General features: G+C 69.9%; 17 protein-coding genes. 7 read left to right on the top strand and 10 right to left on the bottom strand.

Annotated elements, in window-relative coordinates; all coding sequences use genetic code 11:
• Positions 1–20: 20 nt before the first annotated feature.
• From pknB to N8K70_RS00070, 4 genes are all read left to right on the top strand, one after another.
• Entirely contained in the window at positions 21–1,826 is a 1,806-nt protein-coding gene (gene pknB, locus N8K70_RS00085) for a Stk1 family PASTA domain-containing Ser/Thr kinase (protein ID WP_317139570.1), read from the top strand.
• 13 nt (positions 1,827–1,839) lie between these two features.
• A complete protein-coding gene (locus N8K70_RS00080; protein WP_317139569.1) occupies positions 1,840–2,067 on the top strand; it encodes a cell division protein CrgA in 228 nt (75 codons plus the stop codon).
• A gap of 211 nt (positions 2,068–2,278) precedes the next feature.
• On the top strand, positions 2,279–3,910 hold the full coding sequence (locus N8K70_RS00075) for a helix-turn-helix transcriptional regulator (RefSeq protein ID WP_317139568.1): 1,632 nt from the start codon (positions 2,279–2,281) through the stop codon (positions 3,908–3,910).
• Positions 3,911–4,002: 92 nt separating this feature from the next.
• Positions 4,003–5,592, top strand: coding sequence for a helix-turn-helix transcriptional regulator (locus N8K70_RS00070; RefSeq protein ID WP_317139567.1), 1,590 nt, complete (start codon positions 4,003–4,005; stop codon positions 5,590–5,592).
• 109 nt (positions 5,593–5,701) lie between these two features.
• On the opposite strand, the gene N8K70_RS00065 is transcribed toward N8K70_RS00070, so the two are convergent.
• The gene (locus tag N8K70_RS00065) at positions 5,702–10,807 is read right to left on the bottom strand and encodes a DUF7927 domain-containing protein (RefSeq protein ID WP_317139566.1); all 5,106 of its coding nucleotides are present in this window, start codon (positions 10,805–10,807) and stop codon (positions 5,702–5,704) included.
• A gap of 431 nt (positions 10,808–11,238) precedes the next feature.
• Here N8K70_RS00065 and N8K70_RS00060 point away from each other — a divergent pair, with 431 nt between their 5' ends.
• The gene (locus N8K70_RS00060) at positions 11,239–12,438 is read left to right on the top strand and encodes an acyl-CoA dehydrogenase family protein (protein WP_317141239.1); all 1,200 of its coding nucleotides are present in this window, start codon (positions 11,239–11,241) and stop codon (positions 12,436–12,438) included.
• Between the two features lie 6 nt (positions 12,439–12,444).
• Here N8K70_RS00060 and N8K70_RS00055 read toward each other — a convergent pair whose 3' ends face one another.
• The 3 genes from N8K70_RS00055 to N8K70_RS00045 form a co-directional block, all read right to left on the bottom strand.
• Complete coding sequence (locus N8K70_RS00055) at positions 12,445–13,059, bottom strand: hypothetical protein (RefSeq protein ID WP_317139565.1); 615 nt, start codon at positions 13,057–13,059, stop codon at positions 12,445–12,447.
• Positions 13,060–13,365: 306 nt separating this feature from the next.
• On the bottom strand, positions 13,366–14,265 hold the full coding sequence (locus tag N8K70_RS00050) for a rhomboid family intramembrane serine protease (protein ID WP_317139564.1): 900 nt from the start codon (positions 14,263–14,265) through the stop codon (positions 13,366–13,368).
• Between the two features lie 19 nt (positions 14,266–14,284).
• Entirely contained in the window at positions 14,285–14,842 is a 558-nt protein-coding gene (locus N8K70_RS00045; RefSeq protein ID WP_317139563.1) for a peptidylprolyl isomerase, read from the bottom strand.
• Positions 14,843–14,938: 96 nt separating this feature from the next.
• Here N8K70_RS00045 and N8K70_RS00040 point away from each other — a divergent pair, with 96 nt between their 5' ends.
• Both N8K70_RS00040 and N8K70_RS00035 read left to right on the top strand, forming a co-directional pair.
• A complete protein-coding gene (locus N8K70_RS00040) occupies positions 14,939–15,472 on the top strand; it encodes a DNA helicase (protein ID WP_317139562.1) in 534 nt (177 codons plus the stop codon).
• Between the two features lie 14 nt (positions 15,473–15,486).
• Positions 15,487–15,987, top strand: coding sequence for an aminoacyl-tRNA deacylase (locus N8K70_RS00035; protein WP_317139561.1), 501 nt, complete (start codon positions 15,487–15,489; stop codon positions 15,985–15,987).
• Between the two features lie 171 nt (positions 15,988–16,158).
• Here the strand turns inward: N8K70_RS00035 and aroQ are convergent, their stop codons facing one another.
• The 6 genes from aroQ to N8K70_RS00005 form a co-directional block, all read right to left on the bottom strand.
• On the bottom strand, positions 16,159–16,599 hold the full coding sequence (gene aroQ, locus N8K70_RS00030; RefSeq protein WP_317139560.1) for a type II 3-dehydroquinate dehydratase: 441 nt from the start codon (positions 16,597–16,599) through the stop codon (positions 16,159–16,161).
• Between the two features lie 26 nt (positions 16,600–16,625).
• Positions 16,626–17,045: an NUDIX hydrolase gene (locus N8K70_RS00025; protein ID WP_317139559.1), complete on the bottom strand. Its 420-nt coding sequence runs from the start codon at positions 17,043–17,045 to the stop codon at positions 16,626–16,628.
• Between the two features lie 35 nt (positions 17,046–17,080).
• Positions 17,081–17,977, bottom strand: coding sequence for an AsmA family protein (locus N8K70_RS00020; protein ID WP_317139558.1), 897 nt, complete (start codon positions 17,975–17,977; stop codon positions 17,081–17,083).
• Positions 17,974–18,651, bottom strand: coding sequence for a response regulator transcription factor (locus tag N8K70_RS00015; protein WP_317139557.1), 678 nt, complete (start codon positions 18,649–18,651; stop codon positions 17,974–17,976). The genes N8K70_RS00020 and N8K70_RS00015 overlap by 4 nt, the downstream gene beginning before the upstream one ends.
• On the bottom strand, positions 18,639–19,901 hold the full coding sequence (locus N8K70_RS00010; RefSeq protein WP_317139556.1) for a sensor histidine kinase: 1,263 nt from the start codon (positions 19,899–19,901) through the stop codon (positions 18,639–18,641). The genes N8K70_RS00015 and N8K70_RS00010 overlap by 13 nt, the downstream gene beginning before the upstream one ends.
• Before the next feature lie 142 nt (positions 19,902–20,043).
• A complete protein-coding gene (locus tag N8K70_RS00005) occupies positions 20,044–20,559 on the bottom strand; it encodes a MarR family winged helix-turn-helix transcriptional regulator (RefSeq protein WP_317139555.1) in 516 nt (171 codons plus the stop codon).
• Positions 20,560–20,702: the final 143 nt, after the last annotated feature.

Raw genomic sequence — 20,702 nt, 5'->3', positions numbered from 1 at the left:
GTCATCAGGGGGGATCATCCGTGCAGGCCGAGCCACGCGTTCTGAACGATCGATATCGCGTCGACGACCTCATCGGCCGCGGCGGCATGGCGAGCGTCTACCGGGGGTACGACGAGAAGCTCGGCCGGACGGTCGCGATCAAGATCCTCGAGCGGGACCTCGCCGGCGACAGCACGTTTCGCACCCGCTTCCGGCTCGAGGCGCAGGCGGCCTCGAGGATGGCCCACTCGTCGATCGTGCGGGTCTTCGATGCGGGCGAGGACAGCGAGACCGACTCCTCGGGAGCGAAGCGCCCCGTGCCGTACATCGTCATGGAGCTCGTCACCGGCACGCTCCTGAAGGACGTCATCGCGCGCGGGCCGCTGACGCCGAAGGACGCCGTGCGGTACGCCGACGGCATCCTCGAGGCGCTCGAGTACTCGCACCGCGCGGGCGTCGTCCACCGCGACATCAAGCCGGGCAACGTCATGGTCACCGAGGCCGGCCAGGTGAAGGTGATGGACTTCGGGATCGCGCGCGCCGTCTCCGACTCGTCGTCGACCGTCGCGCAGACCACCGCCATCCTCGGCACGGCCGCGTACTTCTCGCCCGAGCAGGCCAAGGGCGAGGCCGTCGACGCGCGGGCCGACCTGTACTCGACCGGCGTGGTGCTCTACGAGATGCTCACGGGCCGGCCGCCCTTCCGGGGCGACTCCCCCGTCGCCGTCGCGTACCAGCACGTCAGCGAGACCCCCGTCGCCCCGACAGCCGTGAACCCCGAGCTGCCCCGGGGTCTCGACCCCGTGGTGCTCCGTGCGCTCGCGAAGGACCCGTACCAGCGCTATCCCGACGCCGCCCGCTTCCGGGAGGCGCTCGACGAGGCGCTCGACGGCCGCGCCCCCACGAGGCGCGAGCTCGACACCCTCACCAACGAGCTCTACGGGCCCAGCCCGCGCCAGGCGCAGGAGACGGCGCGCACGCTGCGCCAGCTCTCCAGCGACAACACCATGACGCGCACGCAGTCGGGGCCTCCCGTCGTGTGGATCTGGTCGGCCGTGGCGCTCGTCGCGGTCCTCATCGTCGCGATCCTGTTCTGGGTGAACACGATCCAGCCCTGGACCGGCGCCCCCGCCAGCTCGCGCGTGATCCCGGACGTCGCGGGCATGACCTACGAACGGGCGGCGGCCGAGCTCGAGGCGAACGACCTCGTCCCCGTCGAGGTCGGCGAGCCGAGCGACACCGTGGACGAGGGCGTCGTCATCGGGACCGACCCGGGCGAGGGCCTCTCGGTGAGCCCGGATCAGCGGGTCGAGGTGCACGTGTCCGAGGGCCCGCAGGTCGCGGTGGTGCCCGAGCTCGTCGGCCTCGGCCTCGCCGACGCCCGGCAGGCGATCACGGACGCCGGGCTGTCGCTCGGCGCCATCCTGCCCGTCGACGACGCGTCGAGCGCGAAGGACACCGTGCTGAGCATCCATTCCGGCACCGACGAGCTCGCCGCGGGCGACGAGGTGTCGCAGGGATCCGTCATCGACCTCGAGGTGGCGACGGGGCGCGTGCAGGTCAACAACTACACGGGATGGTCGGTGGAGTCGGCCGAGAACGCGCTCGCCGAGCTCGGGCTGACGTCCGAGGTCATCGAGGACGAGAACTGCATGGCGGCCGACCAGCCCGGCATCGTCTCACAGTCGTCGATCGGTTCGGTCCCGATCAGGTCGACGATCAGCGTGCGCGTCTGCACGGGCGTGGAGGAGACGGAGTCGCCGACTCCGAGTCCTGATCCCGAAGCCGGTCAGGACATCGATGCTCACACCTCGCACGAGGCGCAGGGTTCCCCCGCGGCGCCCTAGTAGACTCTCCACCATGGCACGAGCAACCCAGGACGAAGAGCCCGTCGAGAGCAGCAAGGGCCCGAACCCGGTGTGGTTCAAGCCGGTGATGGTCTCCTTCATGCTCATCGGGCTCGTGTGGATACTCGTCTTCTACCTCTCGGGGATGGCCTTCCCGATCCCCGACATCGGCGCGTGGAACCTCGTCATCGGCTTCGGGATCGCCTTCATCGGCTTCCTCATGACGACGCAGTGGCGGTGAGGGTCTAGCTCTCCTCCGTAGGACGAAGACGCCCGTCGCGATCGATGATCGCGACGGGCGTCTTGCTGTGTGATGGGACACACAGAGGGATGGGGTCCCGATCTCACGGTATTCCGCCGGCGCCCGGCAGACGCCTGCCCGGGTCGTCTTTCGCCCCCGATCTCATCCGGATCGATAATGGTGTTCGGGGGATCCCTCTCAGAAAGCCCCCATGGATCTTCCGCACGACGTCACCAGCGAAATCGACCGCGCGCTCCGGGACGCGGATCTCGATGCGATCGAGTCCATGTCCGATCGGCTCTGGTACGCGCTGCCCGCGGCCGCGGGGCGAGAGCTCGCAGACCTCCTGTCCGCCCTTCCACGGCAGGCGATCCTCCGCAGGCCACGTCTCCTCCTGCTCTTCGCGCAGTCCTCGCAGTTCTCCGACGGGGCAGGCGACGTGACCCTGCGCCATCTGCTGCGGGCCTTCACGGTCTTCGCCCCGCACTTCGCCTCGGCCTTCGCGACGATGGAGGATCCGGACGAGGCTCTGGTCGCAGGGATGTTCGCGGTGATCGGCCTGCGACTCGACGGAGAGCTCTACGAATCGGAGGCCACGGCGCAGAAGCTCGAGCGGACACTTCGGCTGCACGCGCGAGCGGGACGCAGCACGACGTCGCGCCCGGGGTGGCTCCCCGCCCAGCGAGCACTCACCGCCATGCTCCGGGGGCGTTTCACGGAGGCCTTCGGCTTCGCCCGGCGGGCCTACGAGGAGGCCGGACCGACCCCGCACCAGCAGACGGCGGGCAAGGACGGGGCCGGCTACGCCGCGCTCCTCGCCGCCTTCGCCGGGAGTCGGGACGTGTCGCTCGGCTGGCTGTCGAAGCATGCCGGCATCGACGGCGTGCCGAACCACATCCATCCGCTCGTCGACGCCGCCGCGATCCTCGCCCGGGCGGTACTCGCTCTCGACGCACTCGACACGGACTCAGCCCGCGCCTATCTGCAGGAATTCGGGCCCTCGGCCGGCGGCTATGAGATCTGGCCGTACATCGCGATGGTGTGGAGCCGCCACGACCAGATCCTCGGCAACACGGCGACGGGGCTTGCACGCATGGACGACATCATGTTCGCCAACGCCGCGCCCTCCGACGCCGACACCCTCGCGGGCGGGCTCCTACTGCGCGCCAGAGCGGACCTCCTGCTCGAGGCCGGAGAGGGAACGACCGTCATCTCGCTGGCGAGGCAGCATCCGCATGCCCCGATGCTGCAGATCGCCGCCGCCAGAGCACATCTGCGCGCAGGCGACTTCGCGGACGCGCTTCGCATCGCATCCATCCCGGGCCTCGCACGCGGCGCGACACGGCGCGACACCGTCGACCTCCTCCTGATCAGCGCCTCGGCCCATCTGAGGCGCGATGAGAGCGACGAAGCCGCACGGGACTTCGCTCAAGCGATCGAGTGCTTCGCCTTCACCGGAGACGTCTCCACGTTCCGCGAGATCGACGACGACGATCGACGACGGCTCTGCGCGCTCGTCGGCGTCGACGATCCCCTCGCGTCGATCCTCCCGCACCTGTCCCCGCGCTGTCGTGCCGCGGTCAGGGTCGTGCAGCTCTCCCCCCGGGAACGCGTCGTCCTCCGAGAGCTCGCGACGGACGCGCCCCTCGATGCCATCGCCGTGCGGCTGAGCGTGTCGATCAACACCGTGAAGACGCAGACCCGGCGCATCTACCGCGCCCTCGGGGCGACCTCGCGCGAGGAGGCCGTTCTTCTCGCGACCCAGCAGGGTCTCCTCGCCGCCTCTCCGTCCCCGTCGACGGCGGAGGGAGGGATCGACCGGATTCACACGCCAAAGGGGTGAAAACGCGGGTGATTCTGCTCCACATCGCCCGATACCCCGTGTCTGCGCATGGGAACTTCATAGTGAGGTAGTTCTCGGGAGCAGGGGCGGACATGGACTCGCAGATCTCGCGTGCGATCGAGCGCGCCGATTTGCACGCCCTGGAACGGCTCGGCGACGGCCTCTGGTTCGAGGTGCCCCGGGATTATGGGGCACGGCTGCTCTCCCTCCTCCGGCGGCTTCCCCCTGAGACCCTGAACGGCCATCCGCAGATTCTCATGGCCGGGTACCTCGCGCACCAGCTCGGATCCCGCCGCAGTCCCTGGTCGAGGTACCAGAACTTCTACACGACCTGGGGACGCCGCTACGCCGCCACGTTCTCATCGTTCCGGCATCCCGCCGACGTGCTGACCGCCGGGATGATCGCGCTCATCGGAGCACGCCTGCGCGGAGACTTCACGGAGGCGGAGAAGATCGCCCGCCGCGTCGAGGAACACGTCACACATCGTCGCGGCCACGGAGCCGTGCCCTGGCACTCCGATCCTGCGACGCACCGTCCGGGGTGGATCGCCGCGCAGCGGTCGCTGACCACGCTGCTCATGGGCAGGTTCGACGACGCGATGACGCACGCGCGGATGGGGTACGAGCAGTCCACGTCCGCGGCGATGAGGTCCGCACGAGGGAATGCCGCGGCATACGCGGCACTCCTGTCAGCGCTCTCCGGCAGCAGGCGCCACGCGGTGGAGTGGCTGCGGAAGGCGGAGGACCTGTCCGAGCCGTCCAGGGGCATCGCCCCCTTCCTCACGGCTCCCGCCCGCATCGCCCGCGTCGTGCTCGCCATCGACGAACTCGACGAACACCGTGCGGAGGCGATGCTCATCGAGCTCGGAGACGCCGCAGCAGGCTATGAGATCTGGCCCTTCGTCGCCGCGGCGTGGGCACGCTTCGATCTCCTCTTCCGCAACCCCGCCTTCGGTCTCATCCGGCTGGACGAGACCCTCATCGCGCAGGGGGCGACCGAGAGTGCCGACCGCATCGCGGGAGGCATCCTGCTCTCGGCGAGAGCGGACCTGCTCCTGGCCGCCGGAGAGGCCCAGTCCGCGCTCGCGCTGTCGACCGCGTACCCGGCGAACGCACGACTGCGCGCCGTCGCCGGACGCGCCCATCTCCGCGCCGGCCAGGCCGCTCGCGCCATTCGCGCCTCGTCGATGCCGCTGCGGAGGGCCGGGTCCAGCCGAGACAAGCTCGACCATCTGCTCGTGCTCGCGACGGCCCAGCTGCGGCGCGGCAGTACAGCCGATGCCGTCGCCCTCTTCGACACCGCCTCGACGTACGTCGAGTCGAGCGGCATCCTGTCGGCGCTGCTCGAGATCCCCCAGGGCGATCTCGAGGAGCTCTGCCGCAGGACGGGGCGCATGAAGCTCTACGAACAGGTCGTCGCACGAGCCGGGCACCATGAGAGCCGCCCCGTCGAGCTCGTGGAGCTCACGCCGCGGGAGCAGATCATCCTCCACGCGCTCGCAGGCGACGACACCCTGCAGGCGATCGCCCAGAGCCTCAGCGTCTCGATCAACACGGTGCGAAGCCAGGTGCGGAGCGTCTATCGCAAGCTCCAGGTCTCCACGCGCGACGACGCCATCGCGGTCGCGACGCGCAGCGGCCTCCTCGGCCTTCCGCCGGCACGCCCCGCCGAACGCTCCTGAGCCGGCGCGGCGTCTCGGGTCCCCGGCCGTCTCCTGCGGATGACGCCGACACACACAGAGAGGCGCCCCCGGACCGAGCGGTCCGGGGGCGCCTCCACGCGGCCGGGGATCAGCCCGCGTGCTGCTCCCTCCTGCGACGCGCGATCAGAAGGGCGACGGCGCCTGCTCCGAGGAGCAGCATCGCGATGCCGAGGGCACCCACGCCGAGCACCATGCCCGTCGCGTCGAGCTCCTGCGGAGGCTCGTCGGCCGGCGGCTCTTCGATCGGGTTCACTGTGCAGAGCACGCTGTTCGGATCGCATTCGGTCGGCGGCTCCTCACCTGCAAGGGTGAGGAAGTTGCCGAGCGAGTGGTCCCCCTGCGCAAGGTACTCCTTGACCTCGACCGTGTACGTGACCGTCGAGGTCTGTCCAGCGGGCACCTCCCCCGTGATCTCGAGCACATTTCCCTCGAGAGCGGCAGCGAGGCCCTCCGACGCGACGACGTCACCGATGATCTCCGCATCGTCGAGAACGCCGATCAGATGGTCGGTATGCTCCACGTCCGCCGGTCCGGCGCCGATGTTCTCGAACGACAGCGTGTAGGTCAGCTTCTGGCCGACCTCCACGTCCGTGCCCGACACCGGGTCTACCGTCTTCGTCACGACGAGGTCACCCGTGACGTGCTCGGTGCACTCCACGCCGTCCTCACCGCACTGCGGGTCATCCGTCCCGGTTTCGGCGACGACGTTCAGGAGACGGTTGTCCCCCCTCTCGCCCTCGTCATTGACCGTGACCCGGTAGGTCACCGTCGCGTGAGCGCCCGCCGCGAGATCACCCGTGACCCGGATCACGTGTCCGTCCACAGCGGCAGCGAGGCCCTCGCCACCCACGACGGGCTGGCCCGTCAAAGTGGCGTCATCGAGCACTCTCGACAGGTCGTCGGTGTAGTCCACCGCTCCCTGCGCGTTCCCGTCGTTCGTGAACGCGAGCGTGTAGGTGATGACCTGACCGGCATCCACCTTCGTGCCCGATGCCGGATCAGCCGACTTCTCCACGGAGACGTCGGGGTGTCCTGCCGGATGCTCCGTGCAGAGCAAGCTGTCCGGATCGCAATCCGGACCGGGAGTGTTTCCCGCCAGCGTGACCACGTTGCCCAGCGTGTGGTCGCCCTGATCCTCGTACGCCCGGACCTTCACCGTGTACGAGACCGTGACGGTCTCACCCGCCGCCAGGTCCCCGCGCACGCCGAACCGTCCGTCCTCGACGGCCGAGACCGTCAAGGAGTCCGCGGAGGCGGTCGGCTGCTTCACGAGATCGGCGTCGTCGAGGACGCCGGCCATGTGATCGACGTAGTCGACGGCTCCCGTTCCTTCACCGGCGTTGGCGAACGTCAGCGTGTAGGTGACGTCCTGACCGCTGTCCACGACGGTCCCGTCCTCCGGATCGGCGGACTTCACCACCGAGACGTCGGACACCGGGTTGCACGTGCTGTCCTCGGTCTCCTCGCAGACCGGGTCGGGCGGCGGCACCTCGTCGGGCTCGAGAAGGAAGTTCGCGAGCACGGAATCGCCGAGTGCCTCCGCGGGCTTCACCGTGACCGTGTAGCTCACGGTCACGACCTGTCCGGGCTCGAGGACGCCGGTGGTCGAGAACCTGCCGTTCTCGACCGGCGACACCGCCAGCGCCTCGTCGGAGGCGAGCGGCGCGACCGTGACGTCCGCGTCGTCGAGCACGTGCGTCAGGTCGTCGACCCGATCGACCGCGCCCGCAGCTGCGCCCCTGTTCTCGAACGTCAGCGTGTAGGTGAGCTCCTGACCGGGCTTCACGGCCGTGTTCGAGGCAGGGTCCACCGTCTTGCTGTCGACGATCTCCGGGACGTCGTGCTCGGTGGTCGGGGGCACGAACGGATCGCAATCCTCGTCCTCCCCGTCACACACGTACGGCGGCACGTCGGGGATCAGGGCGTTGTCGATCTCATCGTCGCCGCGTTCGCCGTCGGGCAGCACCGTCACCTCGTAGACGACGGTCACCGTCTCGCCCGGCGCGATCTCGCCGACGACTCGGATCGACTTCTCCGCGGCGGAGTACACGGCCTCCACCGAATCGGCGTGAGCCTCGTCGACGAGCGGCTCGCCCGTCACCTCGGCGTCGTCGAGCACCTTCGAGAGGTCATCGGTCGCGTCGAGCGGCCCTGTCGCCTGGCCCGTGTTCGTCCACGAGAGCGTGTAGGCGATGACCTGTCCAGCCTCGACATCCGTTCCCGTCGTGGGATCCGAGGACTTGCTCGGCTCCACGTGCGGGACCTTGACATCGATGGGCGGCGTCGGCGGGTCGCAGATGACGCCGTCAGGGCACTCCGGCACGGCGACGTTCGTGAGCACGTCGTCGCCGAGTCCCGTCACCGTCACCGAATAGGTCACCGTGACGGACTGCCCGCCGGCGAGCGGTCCGGACCATGCCAGCGTCGTGCCGTCGAGGGTCACCTCGCCCGCGTCCGTGCCATCCGACGACACCGCGACGGCGTCGCCGTTGTACGAGGCGTCGTCCAGCACATCGGCCAGATCATCCGTGAAGCCCGCCGGACTGTCCGCCGTGTAGTCGCCCTTGCCGTTGTTCGTGACGACGACGCTGTAGTCGACCACATCACCCGGCTGCGCGACGCCATCGGACGTCGAGGCCTTCTTCACGTCGAAGTCACGGACCGGGTGCTCGGTCGACGGGCAGTCGGCCGGCTCGCAGTCGCCCCGCACGACGTTCTCGAGCAGGTGGTCGGCGTAGTCTTCGAAGGCGTTCACCTCGACGGTGTACGAGACGGTGTACGTCTGGCCGGCGGGCACCTCGCCCGTGACCAAGAGGGTCTCGCCGTCCAGCTCGGCGACGAGATCGTCGTTCGAGACCGTCAGCGACCCTTCGACGAACGTGGCGTCGTCGAAGACCTTCGACAGGTCGTCGGTGGTGTTCACCTCCGCCGGGATCTCACCGGTGCTCGTGAACGACAGCGTGTACGTCACGTCCTGGCCGGGGTCGACCGGGGTCCCCGAGGCCGGGTCGGCGCTCTTCTTGATCTCGAGCCCGCGGCCGGGGACACGGTTGTCCGCGCACGGATCTGCGCCCAGAAGCACATCGTCCTCGGGGACGCAGGCGACGTTGTAGAGCACGTGGTCGCCCGCGAAGGCGTCGTACTCCACCGTGTAGACGATGGTCTTCGACTCGCCTGCGGCCAGCGGGCCCGACCAGGTCAGCTCCTCGGCCGATCGGTCGAACGAGGCACCCTCCGACGGCTCGACGATCTCGCCGAACTCCGCGTCGTCGAGGACCTCCGAGAGGTCGTCCGTGACCGACGCAGGAGCCTGCTCCGTGTAGACACCGGGGCCCTCGTTCGTGACCGTCACAGTGTACGTGGCGACCCCGCCGTCTTCGGGCAGCTCCGTCACATCGGACGTCTTCTCGACGGACACGCGCGGGAGCAGCGTCTTCGTGGAGTCACACGGCTCGGCGGTGTCCTCGCAGTCGGGAGTCGGCGGTACCTCGTCCGGTGGCGTCTCCGGCGCCCACGTGACGTTCGTCACGTCTCCGTCCCCGCCTTTCACGAGCGTCAACTCGTAGGCCAGCGTCACGGACCCGCCTGCCGGAACCGGGCCCTGCCACTGAAGATAGCGACCGTCACGGAGAATCGGGGCCGATACCTCCGCACCATCAGACGAGACCGCCCGGAGGGAGGACTCATCGAGGGACGCATCGTCGAGAACACCGGCGAGGTCATCGAGGACATACGCGGGGCTCTCCTCCGTGTAACCGTCCGTGCCGGGGTTGCTGACCGTCACGGTGTATGCCACCACGTCTCCCACGCGGGATGCGTCGGTAGCGTTCGAGGACTTCTCGAGTTCGATCGATCGGTCCCTCACCGCGACCGGGTAGTCCTCGACCTCACCGCCCCTGGCCGCCCCTGTGGACGGGAACGTGGTGACGCCGGAGGAGAACAACCGGAATCGCGCGTACGTGTCGTCGAGCGTCGTGCCGACAGGGAATGTGAGCGTGAAACGTCCGTCCGTCGTGCCTGCGGGCACCGCGACCGTCTGCAGTTCGTCCTCCGCAAAGACGCCGTCGCCGTTCGAGTCGATCCAGCCGGCGAGCGTGGCGTCCGCGCCCGTGAGGTTCGTGGCCGACACCACGACAGCAGTTTCCTCACCGGGAACCGCGACGATGTCGCCGGAGACGCCGTCCTCGTCGGCGGTGATGCCTTCGTCGCCGTCCGCCGCTTCACGCGGCTCAGCATCGTCCTCGTGATCGATCGATGAGCCCAGCATGAGCGAGGAGGTACTCGTCGCCTCGTCGTAGTCGCGTATCAGGTGGCGCGCACCGTCGCCCGCCAGCGTCGTCCCATAGGAGTCCGGGGCGTCTCCGTAGTCGAGTGCGAGGGTCGACAGGAAACAGCGCGCACCGTCGTTCCCGGTCGACGAGGGCCCGTTCGCGAAGAGCACAGCCCTGCGCGTCTGGATGTCGATGCGGTAGATGTAGCCCGTGCGGTTGTCGGAGGCGTACAGGAAGCCGGCGCTGTCGGCGTAGACGGCGCCGACCAGCCCTCCGAAGCCCGTGGCCCCGGTCACCGCGCCGAGGATCGTCGTCTCTCCGCTCTCCTTATCGAACGCCAGGAGCACCATGTCCCCCGCGGCGTTCGTCGCCGCTCGGTAGAGGAAGTCCCCGCCTCCGGGGACGTGCGCCCAGTCCGCGCCGGCGCTGATGCCGGCGGGTTCGGACAAGGTCCCCTGGCTGAGAACCGTGCCGAAGGTCGGCGAGTCCGGAGCGAGATCGATCTCGTACCACGGGGGTATCCCGTCGATGTTCGCGGAGACCCAATAATGGCCGTCCGCGTCGATGTCGCCCATGTTGTACCCGCGGTCTGCGACGCCCGCGGGCCGCCCGAGGTCCGTGACCGTGCCGTCGGATGCGACGCGCACGAGCGATCGTGACTCGGTGTTCCAGCCGTATACGTAGTTGTCGAGGACGTTGTAGGCGACCGCGTTGATATTCTGCGCGGGCGACAGCGCCTGCTGCTCGTATTCGCCCGTGACGAGGTCGACCGCGAAGAGGCTCGTCGTCGAAGAGCCCTGGAAGAGGAGCCCGTCGGCATTTGGCTGGCAGGAGAACGGCGGCGAGTCCGCGGCTGAAGCCGGTGACGCCGCGATGCCGGCGGCGGCGAACAGTCCCGCCACGAGGGCGAGCACCGTTGTCATCGTGACAGAGCGATGCGGCAGCGATCCCGTTCGCGTCACCTTCACAGGGGAATGTCGGGAGAGCGACGATTGTCGTCCTCCGCCTCCCAGGCGGTCGGCGGTCTCCCGCCGACGGAATCTCCAGTCCATGCTGTTCCTTCCCCTAGATCGCGGCTGCACACACAGCGCGGGAACACAGATATGCCCGCTTCCACGAGGAGGCGGGCATGTTCAGTTCTATGGGTTTCCTGATGATCACCCCGAGGTGGTGCCGGCATTTTTCACCTCCTGTTTCATCCCCGCCATCCCACGTCGTGCGGCGGATGCCGGAGGCGTCCGACAGAGGTGCGGCGCCCCGATGTTGCCGACGGTGACGACGTTCCGGACAGCCGACGGCCTCGGGAACCTAGGCTGTCGGCGGAGCAGAGAAGGCCGAGAGTCGAGGTAGAGCCATCCCCATCGAGCACGCCGCGAAGGCTCGCGACCAGGACGAGCACGAGCGCCTCGCCACGCGGTTCCGGCCGCTCTTCCAGAGGATCGCCGAGGGTGAGGCCGAGCGGGAGCGGACGGGTACGGTGCCGCACGAGCAGCTCGGATGGCTCGTCGACGCCGGATTCGCAGGGTTCCGGATCCCGGGCGATCTCGGCGGGGAGGACGCGCGACTGTCGACGGCGTTCCGGCTGGTCGCAGAGCTCGCCGAGGCCGACGTCAACCTCGCCCACATCTGGCGGAACCACCTGTCGTTCGTCGAGGATCGCCGATACGACCGCGCCGACCCTCGCACGGACGAGTGGCTCCGCCGTCTCGGGAGCGGCGAGATCGTGGGCGGCGGATGGAGCGAGCCCGACACGGACGTCGGATCCGTGCGCACGACGCTTCTGCCCGACGCCGAGGGCGTCCTGCGTCTCAACGGCACGAAGTACTACGCGACCGGCAGCGTCTACGCGCGGTGGACGACCGTCCTCGCCGCGGACGAGGCAGGGCACCGCGTCGTCGCACTCGTCGACATGACAAGCGACGGCGTCGCCGTCGGCGACGACTGGGACGGATTCGGACAGCGCCTGACGGGCAGCGGATCGGTCGCCTACGTCGACGTCGCGGTCCCCGCCGAGCGCGTCTTCTCCTATGCGAAGCGCTACGTGTATCAGAGCCAGTTCTACCAGTCCGCGCTCAACGCCCTGCTCGTGGGGATCGGCAACGCGATCCTGCGCGACGGCATCGCCGCGTTGCGGGCACGGCGCCGGTCGCACGGCAATGCGCTCGTCCCCGAGCCCGTCGACGACCCCGAGCTGCAGGAGGTCATCGGGCGCCTCGCGGCCAACGCCTTCGCGGCGGAGGCGACGCTGCTGCGGTCGCTCGATCTCGTCGACGTCGCCGTGGCGCGCGCGGAGGCGGGAGACACCGCCCAGGATCGTGCCAGCCTGCTCGCGGTCGGCGCCGCGCAGCACGCGATCTCGACGCTCGTCCTGGAGTCGGCCACCCTCGTCTTCGACTCGCTCGGATCGTCCGGCGTGAGCGAAAGGCATGCGCTCGACCGTCACTGGCGGAACGCGCGCACGATCGCCTCTCACAACCCGAGGGTCTACAGGACACGGCTCGTCGGCGGATGGGCGCTGGAAGACGCCGCCCGCGGCGACACGGAAGACGCGTGACCCGCGTCAGCTGTCGACGGGCTCCAGGCCGATGAACTTCATCCGGTCTTCGCCGTAGAAGCACGACTGGAGGGCGAGCTCCCCCTCGAGGCCGACGAGGTCGGCGGTGGACGACCAGATCTTCGACGTGTAGGTGATGTCGACGATCTCGTACACTTGGTCGCTTCCCGCGACGCGGAGGCGCTGGCCGATCTCCCACGGGAGGATGACGTCTCCGCCGCAGTTGTTGTGCGCCGCCCACACAGGAGGGACGCCCTCCCGCTCGTACGAGAGCATCTCGGTGAACGTGCCGTCGCACAGGTCGAGCTCCGCCTGTCCGCCCGAGACGCCGAGGCTCACGGTGGGGAGCTCCTCGAAGACCTCCTGCTGCACCTGCTGGACCCTGTCGGCGACGCCCACCTTGACCGCGCCATACGCCTGCTCCACGGCCTGAGGCGCGAAGAGGGTCCCGGCGCCGAGGGCGAGCCCCCCGATGAGCAGGCCGACGCCGAGCACGGTGAGGACGGCGTTCCCGGCTCCGCGACGGCGCTTGCCCGCCTTGCGCCGTGCCGAACGCGCGCGACGCGTGCCGGGCTGCTCGGGGCCCGGTTCCTCCATGAGGCGCTCGAGAGTGTCGGCCATCGCGCGTTCCTTTCACGATCCGATCGCGAGCTTACGCCACGACGCCGGACGGCGGAGAGGCCGGGGTCGCCATCCCCGGCGACTTTCCAGGCGGCGGCCGTCCGGATGACACCCGTGTGATTCATCCCCAGCCCCGTGCACACCTGTGAATAACAGTCGTGTAATTCATCCCCAATGGGGATAACCCTGTGGATAACCAGGTGGAGAAGTGGCCGTTCCCCGTGGACAGGACGTGCACAACCCGGGCCGGACCGTGGAGAACCCGGCCGTTTCTGTGGAGGACGTGTGGAGAGGAGCCGGGGATCCTCAGCCGAAGACGGGGTTGAGGAGCGGCGGGACCGCGAGCAGGGCGACGAGCCCGACGAGGACGAGCCCGAGGAGCGCGGTCTGCAGGCCGCGCCGGCCCCGGCCTCCCGTGCGGGAGAGCACGAGGCCGACCACAAGTCCCGTGACGAGGCCTCCGACGTGCGCCTGCCACGAGACGTTGAAGCCGGGGAGGAAGCCGATCACGAGGTTGATGCCGAGGAGCACGAGGATCCCCGTGATGTTCCCGCCGAGTCTGCGCCCGATGACGAGCAGCGCCCCCAGAAGCCCGAAGACGGCGCCGGAGGCGCCGACGACGGGCGTCGTGAAGGAGAGCAGCGCGACCGCGACCGACCCGCCGAGGGCGGACAGCACGTACAGGGCGAGGAAGCGCGCGCTCCCGACGACGGGCTCGAGGATCCTCCCGATCATCCACAGCGAGAGCATGTTGAGACCGACGTGCCAGATCCCGCCGTGCACGAGCGCGACCGTGAGGAGGCGCCAGGGCTGGAACGTGCCGGTGAGGTCGGGATAGAGATAGGGCGCGTAGAAGGCGAGCCACGACTGGATCCCGAGCGAGCCGCCCAGCGCATACTGGTCGACCATCTGCAGGAGGTAGACGATCGCCGTGATCCCCGCGATCCACGGCACGACGCGCGATCTCCCGCCCGAGACGGCGACCGCGCCGCTGCCGCGCCAGCGACGCTCGGCGCGCTTCTGCACGGGAGTCCGGTTCTTGCGCTGCTCCTTCATGCACTCGGGGCAGATGACCCCGACCGGGCCCGGGGTCTGGCACTCGCCGCAGATCGTGCGCAGACAGCGCTGGCACATCACGAAGCTCTGCCGCTTCGGATGCCGGTAGCAGTAGTCGTCCGGGTTGCGGGTGGGCTCGGTCGTGGTCACGCGGGAACCGGTGGCGTCGTCAGACGGGGACGACGTCGATCGACGAGATGACGACCGGCTCGACCGGACGGTCCTGCGCGCCGGTCGGCACCTGGGCGATCGCGTCGACGACGGCCTTCGACGCCTCGTCGGCGACCTCGCCGAAGATCGTGTGCTTGCCGACGAGCCACGGCGTCGGATCGGTCGTGATGAAGAACTGGGAGCCGTTCGTGCCGCTCAGCTGGCCCGTGATGGCGTTGGGGCGCTTGCCGGCGTTGGCCATCGCGAGCTTGTAGGGGGCGTTGAAGTCCAGCTCGGGGTGGATCTCGTCGTCGAAGGCGTAGCCGGGACCGCCCACGCCCTGGCCGAGGGGGTCGCCGCCCTGGATCATGAAGTTCGGGATGATCCGGTGGAAGACGACGTCCTGGTACAGCGCGCCCTCGCCCTTCTGGCCCGTGCGGGGGTCGGTCCACTCCTGCGAGCCGTCGGACAGGCCGATGAAGTTCTGCACCGTGCGCGGGGCGTGATCCCCGAAGAGGTTGGCGACGATGTCGCCGTGGTTCGTGTGGATGGTCGCGACGGCCGTGTGCTGAGTCATGTGCATATCCTCTCAGAGTCCGCAAGGCCTCAGCTGATCCCGGCCGCATCTGGCAGGATGGTCGAAAGCAAACCCCATCGATGCGGGAGGGCACACGTGAGCCTCAGTCTCAGCAGGAAGCAGAAGAAGGAGCTCAAGAAGCTCCAGCAGTCGGCGACGCAGCTCTGGGAGGCGCAGCAGGTCGTCGCCTCGGGTGCCGCGGACATCGCGAAGAAGGCCGGACACCAGCTGGAGACCTTCGGGCGCAAGCAGGTCGCTCCCACCGTGGAGGAGAAGTACCACGAGTACGTCGAGCCGTATGTCGACCGTGCTCGTCCGTATGTCGAGCGGGGCGTGAAGACGTCGAAGAAGTTCATCGACCACTCCGTCGTGCCCGTGGCGGGCACCGTCGTCGGCAAGGCCCTGTCGGCGTGGGATGTGGCGAACGACACGCGGCTGAACCTCGCCCGCACGCGTGCGGGCCTCCCCGAGATCACGAAGAAGAAGAAGAAGTCGAACGCCGGCCCCGTCGTGGCGATCGTCCTCGGCGTCGCCGCCGCTGCCGGGGTGCTCTTCGCCGCGTGGCAGACGCTGCGCGCGGACGACGAGCTGTGGGTGGCGGACGACCCGCTGGCCGCGCCCGACGCCTGACCGGGTCGCGCCCCTTGGACGAGGGAGCCACGACGGCGGACGCGACGCGGCGCGTTCGAGATGCCGCGGCGGAGCTCGGCCTCGAGATCGAGGTGCGGGTGTCGCCCGTCGCAGCGTCGCTCGAGGAGGCCGCGACTCTGCGGGGCATCGACCCGTCGGACATCGTCAAGACGCTCGTCGTGAAGGGGAAGGGCGACCGGTACTGCTTCGTCCTCGTTCCGGGAGACCGCTCGATCTCCTGGGCCAAGCTGCGCGCCGTCGTGGGAGTGAACAAGCTCCGCCTCCCCGAGGCGGAGCTCGCTCTGGAGGCGACCGGGTACGAGCGAGGGACGATCGTCCCTCTGGGCTCGAAGACGGCGTGGCCCGTCTATGCCGACGAGCGCATACGCGGCAGGCGTGTCTCCATGGGCGCCGGAGCGCGGGGCTTCACGATCTATGTCGACGCCGATGCCCTCATCGCCGCGTACGACGCGACCGTGGGCGACGTCACGGAGCCGATCGAAGCCATCCGCTGACGCCCGTGGCGCATCCGCGCACGCATGTCCGCTCACATCCGCTCACGCCCACGCACGTCCGCGAGGATCCTCCTGCACCGCGAGAATCCCGCCGGCGGAGGCATTCTCACCGGAGAACTGAGCCCTCGTCTGGTCGGCCGGGCTCAGGCCGACGGATCCCGCAGCGCCCCCTCAGCCCTGCGCCACCGCCACGAGCCGCTGCACGGCGAACGCGTACCCCTGCACGCCCGCCCCGGCGATGACGAAGCTCGCGACATCCGACAGGTACGAGTGGTGCCGGAACGGCTCGCGGGCGTGCACGTTCGAGATGTGCACCTCCCCGAACGGCAGCCGCACCCCCGTGAGCGCGTCGCGCAGCGCCACCGAGGTGTGCGTGAACGCGCCGGGGTTGATGACGATCGCGTCGCAGTCCGACCGCGCGTCGTGGATGGCGTCGACGAGCACGCCCTCGTGGTTGCTCTGCACGGCCCGCACCTCGAAGCCGAGGCCGCCGGCCGTCCGCTCGACGAGGCCGACGACGTCGTCGAGGGTGTCGGAGCCGTAGATCTCGGGCTCGCGCGTGCCCAGCAGGTTCAGGTTCGGACCGTTGACGAGCAGGATGCGGTTGTTCATGGGGATCTCCTTCTCGCGGATGTCGGTCAGAGGGCGCCGGCGAGCCGGAGGGCGACGTCGACGAGGGACACGCGCTCGATCGACCGCACGCGGCTGAGCGGGATCCACTCCGCCATGTCGGTCGAGCCGTCGAGCTCGAAGGCGAGCTCCCCGCCCGTGATCTCGGCGCGGTAGACGATCCGCAGCGCCTGCAGGTCCTCGCCCGCCGAGAACCTCTTGCGCGCCGGGATGACGATGGAGTCGATGCCGAGGACCTCCCCCACGGCGACGTCGTATCCCGTCTCCTCCTTCACCTCGCGACGGCACGTCTGCGCGGGGTGCTCGCCCGGCTCCATCCCGCCGCCCGGCATGGTCCATGCGGGCTTGGAGCCCTCGATCCAGCGCGACAGCAGCACCTGGTCCCGCTCGTCGGTGATGACGGCGTACGCGGCGACTCGCAGATCCATGACGTCAGCCTACTGACCGCCCCGACACGGCATGCTCAGCCGGCCGCGCGGACGGTCGCCTGGCCGGCTGAGACGTCGACGCTCACCCCGTGCCGCGAGGAGGCCGACACGTCCAGGCGGTTGTCGAAGGAGCCCGCCGTGACCTCCGAGTCCACCGCGTAGGCGGCCTCCGGCAGCGTGAGGTCGAGCTGGCCGGCGCTCACCTCGACCGCCACCTCCGACGGCGCGTCGCCCGTGAGCTCGGCGTCGAGCCGTCCGGCCGCCACCGAGAGGCCGGCGCGGGAGACGTCGTCGACGGCCAGCTCGGCGCGGCCCGCACTCACGTCGACGTCCAGGTCGGTCGCCGAGCCTTCGAAGCTGAGGTATCCGGCTCCGACCTCGATGTCGAGCTCTCCGAACGCGCCCTCGGCGCTCAGGCTGCCGCCGCTGAGCGTGAGGTCGCCGTCGAGGCCCGCCTCGCGCAGGCTCTCGGGCAGTGTGAGGACGACGCTCTCCTCGCGCCCGTCGCCGCCCAGCCAGTCCCCGACGAACCACCAGTCTCCGAGGAGCCCGCCGCGTCGATCGACCGACAGGTCCCGCCCGTCCCGCGAGAGCGACCATCCGCTCCGCGAACCGGTCACCTCGAGCACGGCCTCGTCCACGTCGCCGAAGACGATCGCGAACTCCGACGCCGACACGTCGACGTCGAGCGCGGCGACACCCCGCACGTCGGCCGTGTGCACGTCGTCCGACGCGCCCGCTCCCAGGAGGGCCGAGAGCCCCGCGGCGAGCGCCGTGCCGAGGATCACCGCTCCGCCGACGACGCCGACGACGATCGCGACGGTCCTCCCCGACCCGCCCGAGGAGGGCTCCGGGCGCTGCGCGGGGCCGGAGGGCGCCGGCGGCGGAACCGCGGAGGGCCGATCGGTCGGGGACGTGAAGTCGGTGCTCATCGTGAGCCTCCTGTCTGCGGCGTTCCGCCGGTGTTCTCGATATGGGCCAGTGCGGCGAGCACGCGGCGATTGCCCGACTCGTCCGGCTCGAGGCCGAGCTTCTGGAAGATGGCGGTGATGTACTTCTCGACGCTCGCCTCCGACACGAACAGCGTGCCGGCGATCGCCTGGTTCGACCTGCCCTCGGCGAGGAGAGCGAGCGTCGCGCGCTCCCGCTCCGTGAGCCGCGTCATCCGCTCGTCGCGCGTGCGCCTGCTGAGGAGCTGTGCGACGACCTCGGGGTCGAGCACCGTCGCACCCTGCGCGATGCGGTCCAGCGACTCGAGGAACTCGGCGACGTCGGCCACGCGATCCTTCAGGAGGTATCCGAGCGCCCCGCCCTGCGCGGAGATGAGCTCGCTCGCGTAGCGCTCCTCGACGTACTGCGAGAGCACGAGCACCGCCAGGGCGGGATGGAGGCGGCGCAGCTCGACGGCGGCGCGGACGCCCTCGTCGGTGAACGTGGGCGGCAGCCGCACGTCGAGGACGCAGAGGTCGGGTGCGGAATCCGCGACGGTCGCGACGAGCTCCGAGGCGTCGGGGAGGGCCGCGACGACGTCGTGGCCGGCGTCGTCGAGCAGGCGCACGAGGCCCTCGCGGAGGAGGACGGAGTCCTCGCAGATCAGGATGCGCACGGGACGCTCACCTCCAGGGCGGTCGGGCCGCCGTTCGGGCTGTCGAGGCGGACGGAGCCGCCCGCGGAGAGGATGCGGTTCGAGATGCCGTCGAGGCCGCCGCCGGGAAGCACGCGGGCGCCCCCGATGCCGTTGTCCTCCACGCGCGCCCAGAGGACGCCGTCCTCGCGTCGCCGGACGACGACGCGGCACTCGGCCGCACGCGAGTGCTTGGCGGCGTTGGTGAGCGACTCCGCGATCGCGAAGTACACCGCGGCCTCCGCCTCGCGGCTGCACCGGCCGTCCATCCGGACGTCGAGGTGCACGGGGATGTGCGATCGGCCGGCGAGCGCCGAGAGCGCGGCGTCGAGGCCACGGTCGTCGAGCACGGAGGCGTGGATGCCGCGGGCGAGCTGGCGCAGCTCGGTGATCGCGGCCTTCGTGGAGGTGTGCGCCTCCTCGACGAGCGCCCGCGCGGCGTCGGGATCGCTGTCGATCTTCTGCTGCGCGAGGCCGAGCGTCATCCCCACCGACACGAGGCGGGGCTGGACCCCGTCATGGAGGTCGCGTTCGATGCGGGACCGCTCCACCTCGGAGGCGCGGACGGCGCCGGCGCGTTGGGCGTCGGAGGTGCGCGCCTGCGCGGCGAGCTGCTCCTCCCGCGACGGCACGACGATCGCGCGGCTCAGCACGCCGTGCAGCAGGGCGAGGCCGACGATGCCGGCGGCGGTCACGATGACGCCCAGGACGCCGACGAGAGGAGTCCACGCGACGTCGATGGGGATGTCGAAGACGCCGCGCACGTCGCCGTCAGCGTGGAGGGGCGCGAAGCTGACGGCGATCGCCCCGATGAGAGAGCGGAGGAGCGAGAGGACGATCGCGCCGGACACCGTGGCGATCGCGAGGTTGGCGATCGCGCGCCACATCCGGGCGTCGACCGACTGCCTCAGGACCATCCGCACGAACCCGCCGAAGCCGTCCGCGTCGCGTCCGCGTCGCGCGAGCGGCGGGATCCCGAAGCCGTAGAGGCCGTCGACGCGGGCGATCTCGAGCCACGCGACGCCGAAGAGCGCGTACACCAGCGCGACGAGCAGGGGCAGCCCGAGGCCGAGCACGGGCGTCAGGCCGATGCCGAGCGCCAGCATGCCGACGAGGAGGGAGTAGACGACGGACCCGACGACGCCGAGCGCGGCCAGGTGCGCGATCGCCCCGGCGATCCGCAGGGGCGACGCGATCCGGACGGAGGCCGATGGGGCGAGCTGTGCGGTCATGGCTCCACGCTAGGCCGGGGAGCATCGCGCGCACCGCCGAGCCAGCCGGAGACGTGGTCTCGGGTTGACCCGAAGGAATCGAGGTGCGCGGGTTCGGCCGGAGCCGTCGCGCACCGCCCTCCGGGCCGATGCCGCCTCCGGGCTATGTCGACTGGTCCGCCGCCGCGTTCCGTCGGCGGCGCGCTGCCGACCGCGGCGGAGTCCGGCGCATGTGGTCCCGGACGCGGGCGAGGATGTCGGCGAGCGTCTCGATGTCGGAGCGGGACAGGGGGGCGAACAGCAGGTCGTCGAGGACGGCGAGGTGACCGGGGAACACCTCTGCCAGGACGGCCCGTCCCGCATCGGTGATCGTGACGGTGATCCCGCGTTCGTCGTCCGTGGCGGGCGTCCGCGTCACGAGGCCTCGCTTCTCCAGCGTCTGGGCCTGGTAGGTGAGCCCGCTGCGGCTGTAGACGACGCCGTCGGCCAGATCGGTCATCCGCCGGCTGCCCGTCGGGGCGTCGCCGAGGGTGGCCAGGAGTTGGAACTGCACGTAGCTGAGATCCCCGGTCTCCCGCAACTGCTGCTCGACGGTGTGCTTCAGCAGGCTGCTCGCCTCGATGAGGGCGAAGTACGCGCCCAGCTGCGTGGCATCGAGGGGGGGCGGCGTCGAGGTCATGAGCCGAGTCTAGCAGTGCTTCTAACTCGAAGCACTTGCTTCTCATTCGAAGCAGTGTTACGGTCATGTCAGTTGCTTCGAATCCGAAGCACATCATCGAAGGGAAAGACATCATGAAGGCAGTACGGTTCCACGAGACGGGC

It is taken from the genome of Microbacterium sp. AB (assembly GCF_032878875.1).
Classification (GTDB): domain Bacteria; phylum Actinomycetota; class Actinomycetes; order Actinomycetales; family Microbacteriaceae; genus Microbacterium; species Microbacterium betulae.
Note: the sequence above shows the minus strand (reverse complement) of the source record. Positions and strands in the feature narration are given on the sequence as shown.

What these genes read in the sequence shown, in the direction of transcription:
- N8K70_RS00080 (WP_317139569.1), top strand. Translation starts at nt 1,840, where the DNA reads ATGGCACGAGCAACCCAGGACGAAGAGCCCGTCGAGAGCAGCAAGGGC.
- N8K70_RS00075 (WP_317139568.1), top strand. Translation starts at nt 2,279, where the DNA reads ATGGATCTTCCGCACGACGTCACCAGCGAAATCGACCGCGCGCTCCGG.
- N8K70_RS00070 (WP_317139567.1), top strand. Translation starts at nt 4,003, where the DNA reads ATGGACTCGCAGATCTCGCGTGCGATCGAGCGCGCCGATTTGCACGCC.
- N8K70_RS00065 (WP_317139566.1), bottom strand. Translation starts at nt 10,807, where the DNA reads ATGACAACGGTGCTCGCCCTCGTGGCGGGACTGTTCGCCGCCGCCGGC.
- N8K70_RS00055 (WP_317139565.1), bottom strand. Translation starts at nt 13,059, where the DNA reads ATGGCCGACACTCTCGAGCGCCTCATGGAGGAACCGGGCCCCGAGCAG.
- N8K70_RS00045 (WP_317139563.1), bottom strand. Translation starts at nt 14,842, where the DNA reads ATGACTCAGCACACGGCCGTCGCGACCATCCACACGAACCACGGCGAC.
- aroQ (WP_317139560.1), bottom strand. Translation starts at nt 16,599, where the DNA reads ATGAACAACCGCATCCTGCTCGTCAACGGTCCGAACCTGAACCTGCTG.
- N8K70_RS00025 (WP_317139559.1), bottom strand. Translation starts at nt 17,045, where the DNA reads ATGGATCTGCGAGTCGCCGCGTACGCCGTCATCACCGACGAGCGGGAC.
- N8K70_RS00020 (WP_317139558.1), bottom strand. Translation starts at nt 17,977, where the DNA reads ATGAGCACCGACTTCACGTCCCCGACCGATCGGCCCTCCGCGGTTCCG.
- N8K70_RS00010 (WP_317139556.1), bottom strand. Translation starts at nt 19,901, where the DNA reads ATGACCGCACAGCTCGCCCCATCGGCCTCCGTCCGGATCGCGTCGCCC.
- N8K70_RS00005 (WP_317139555.1), bottom strand. Translation starts at nt 20,559, where the DNA reads ATGACCTCGACGCCGCCCCCCCTCGATGCCACGCAGCTGGGCGCGTAC.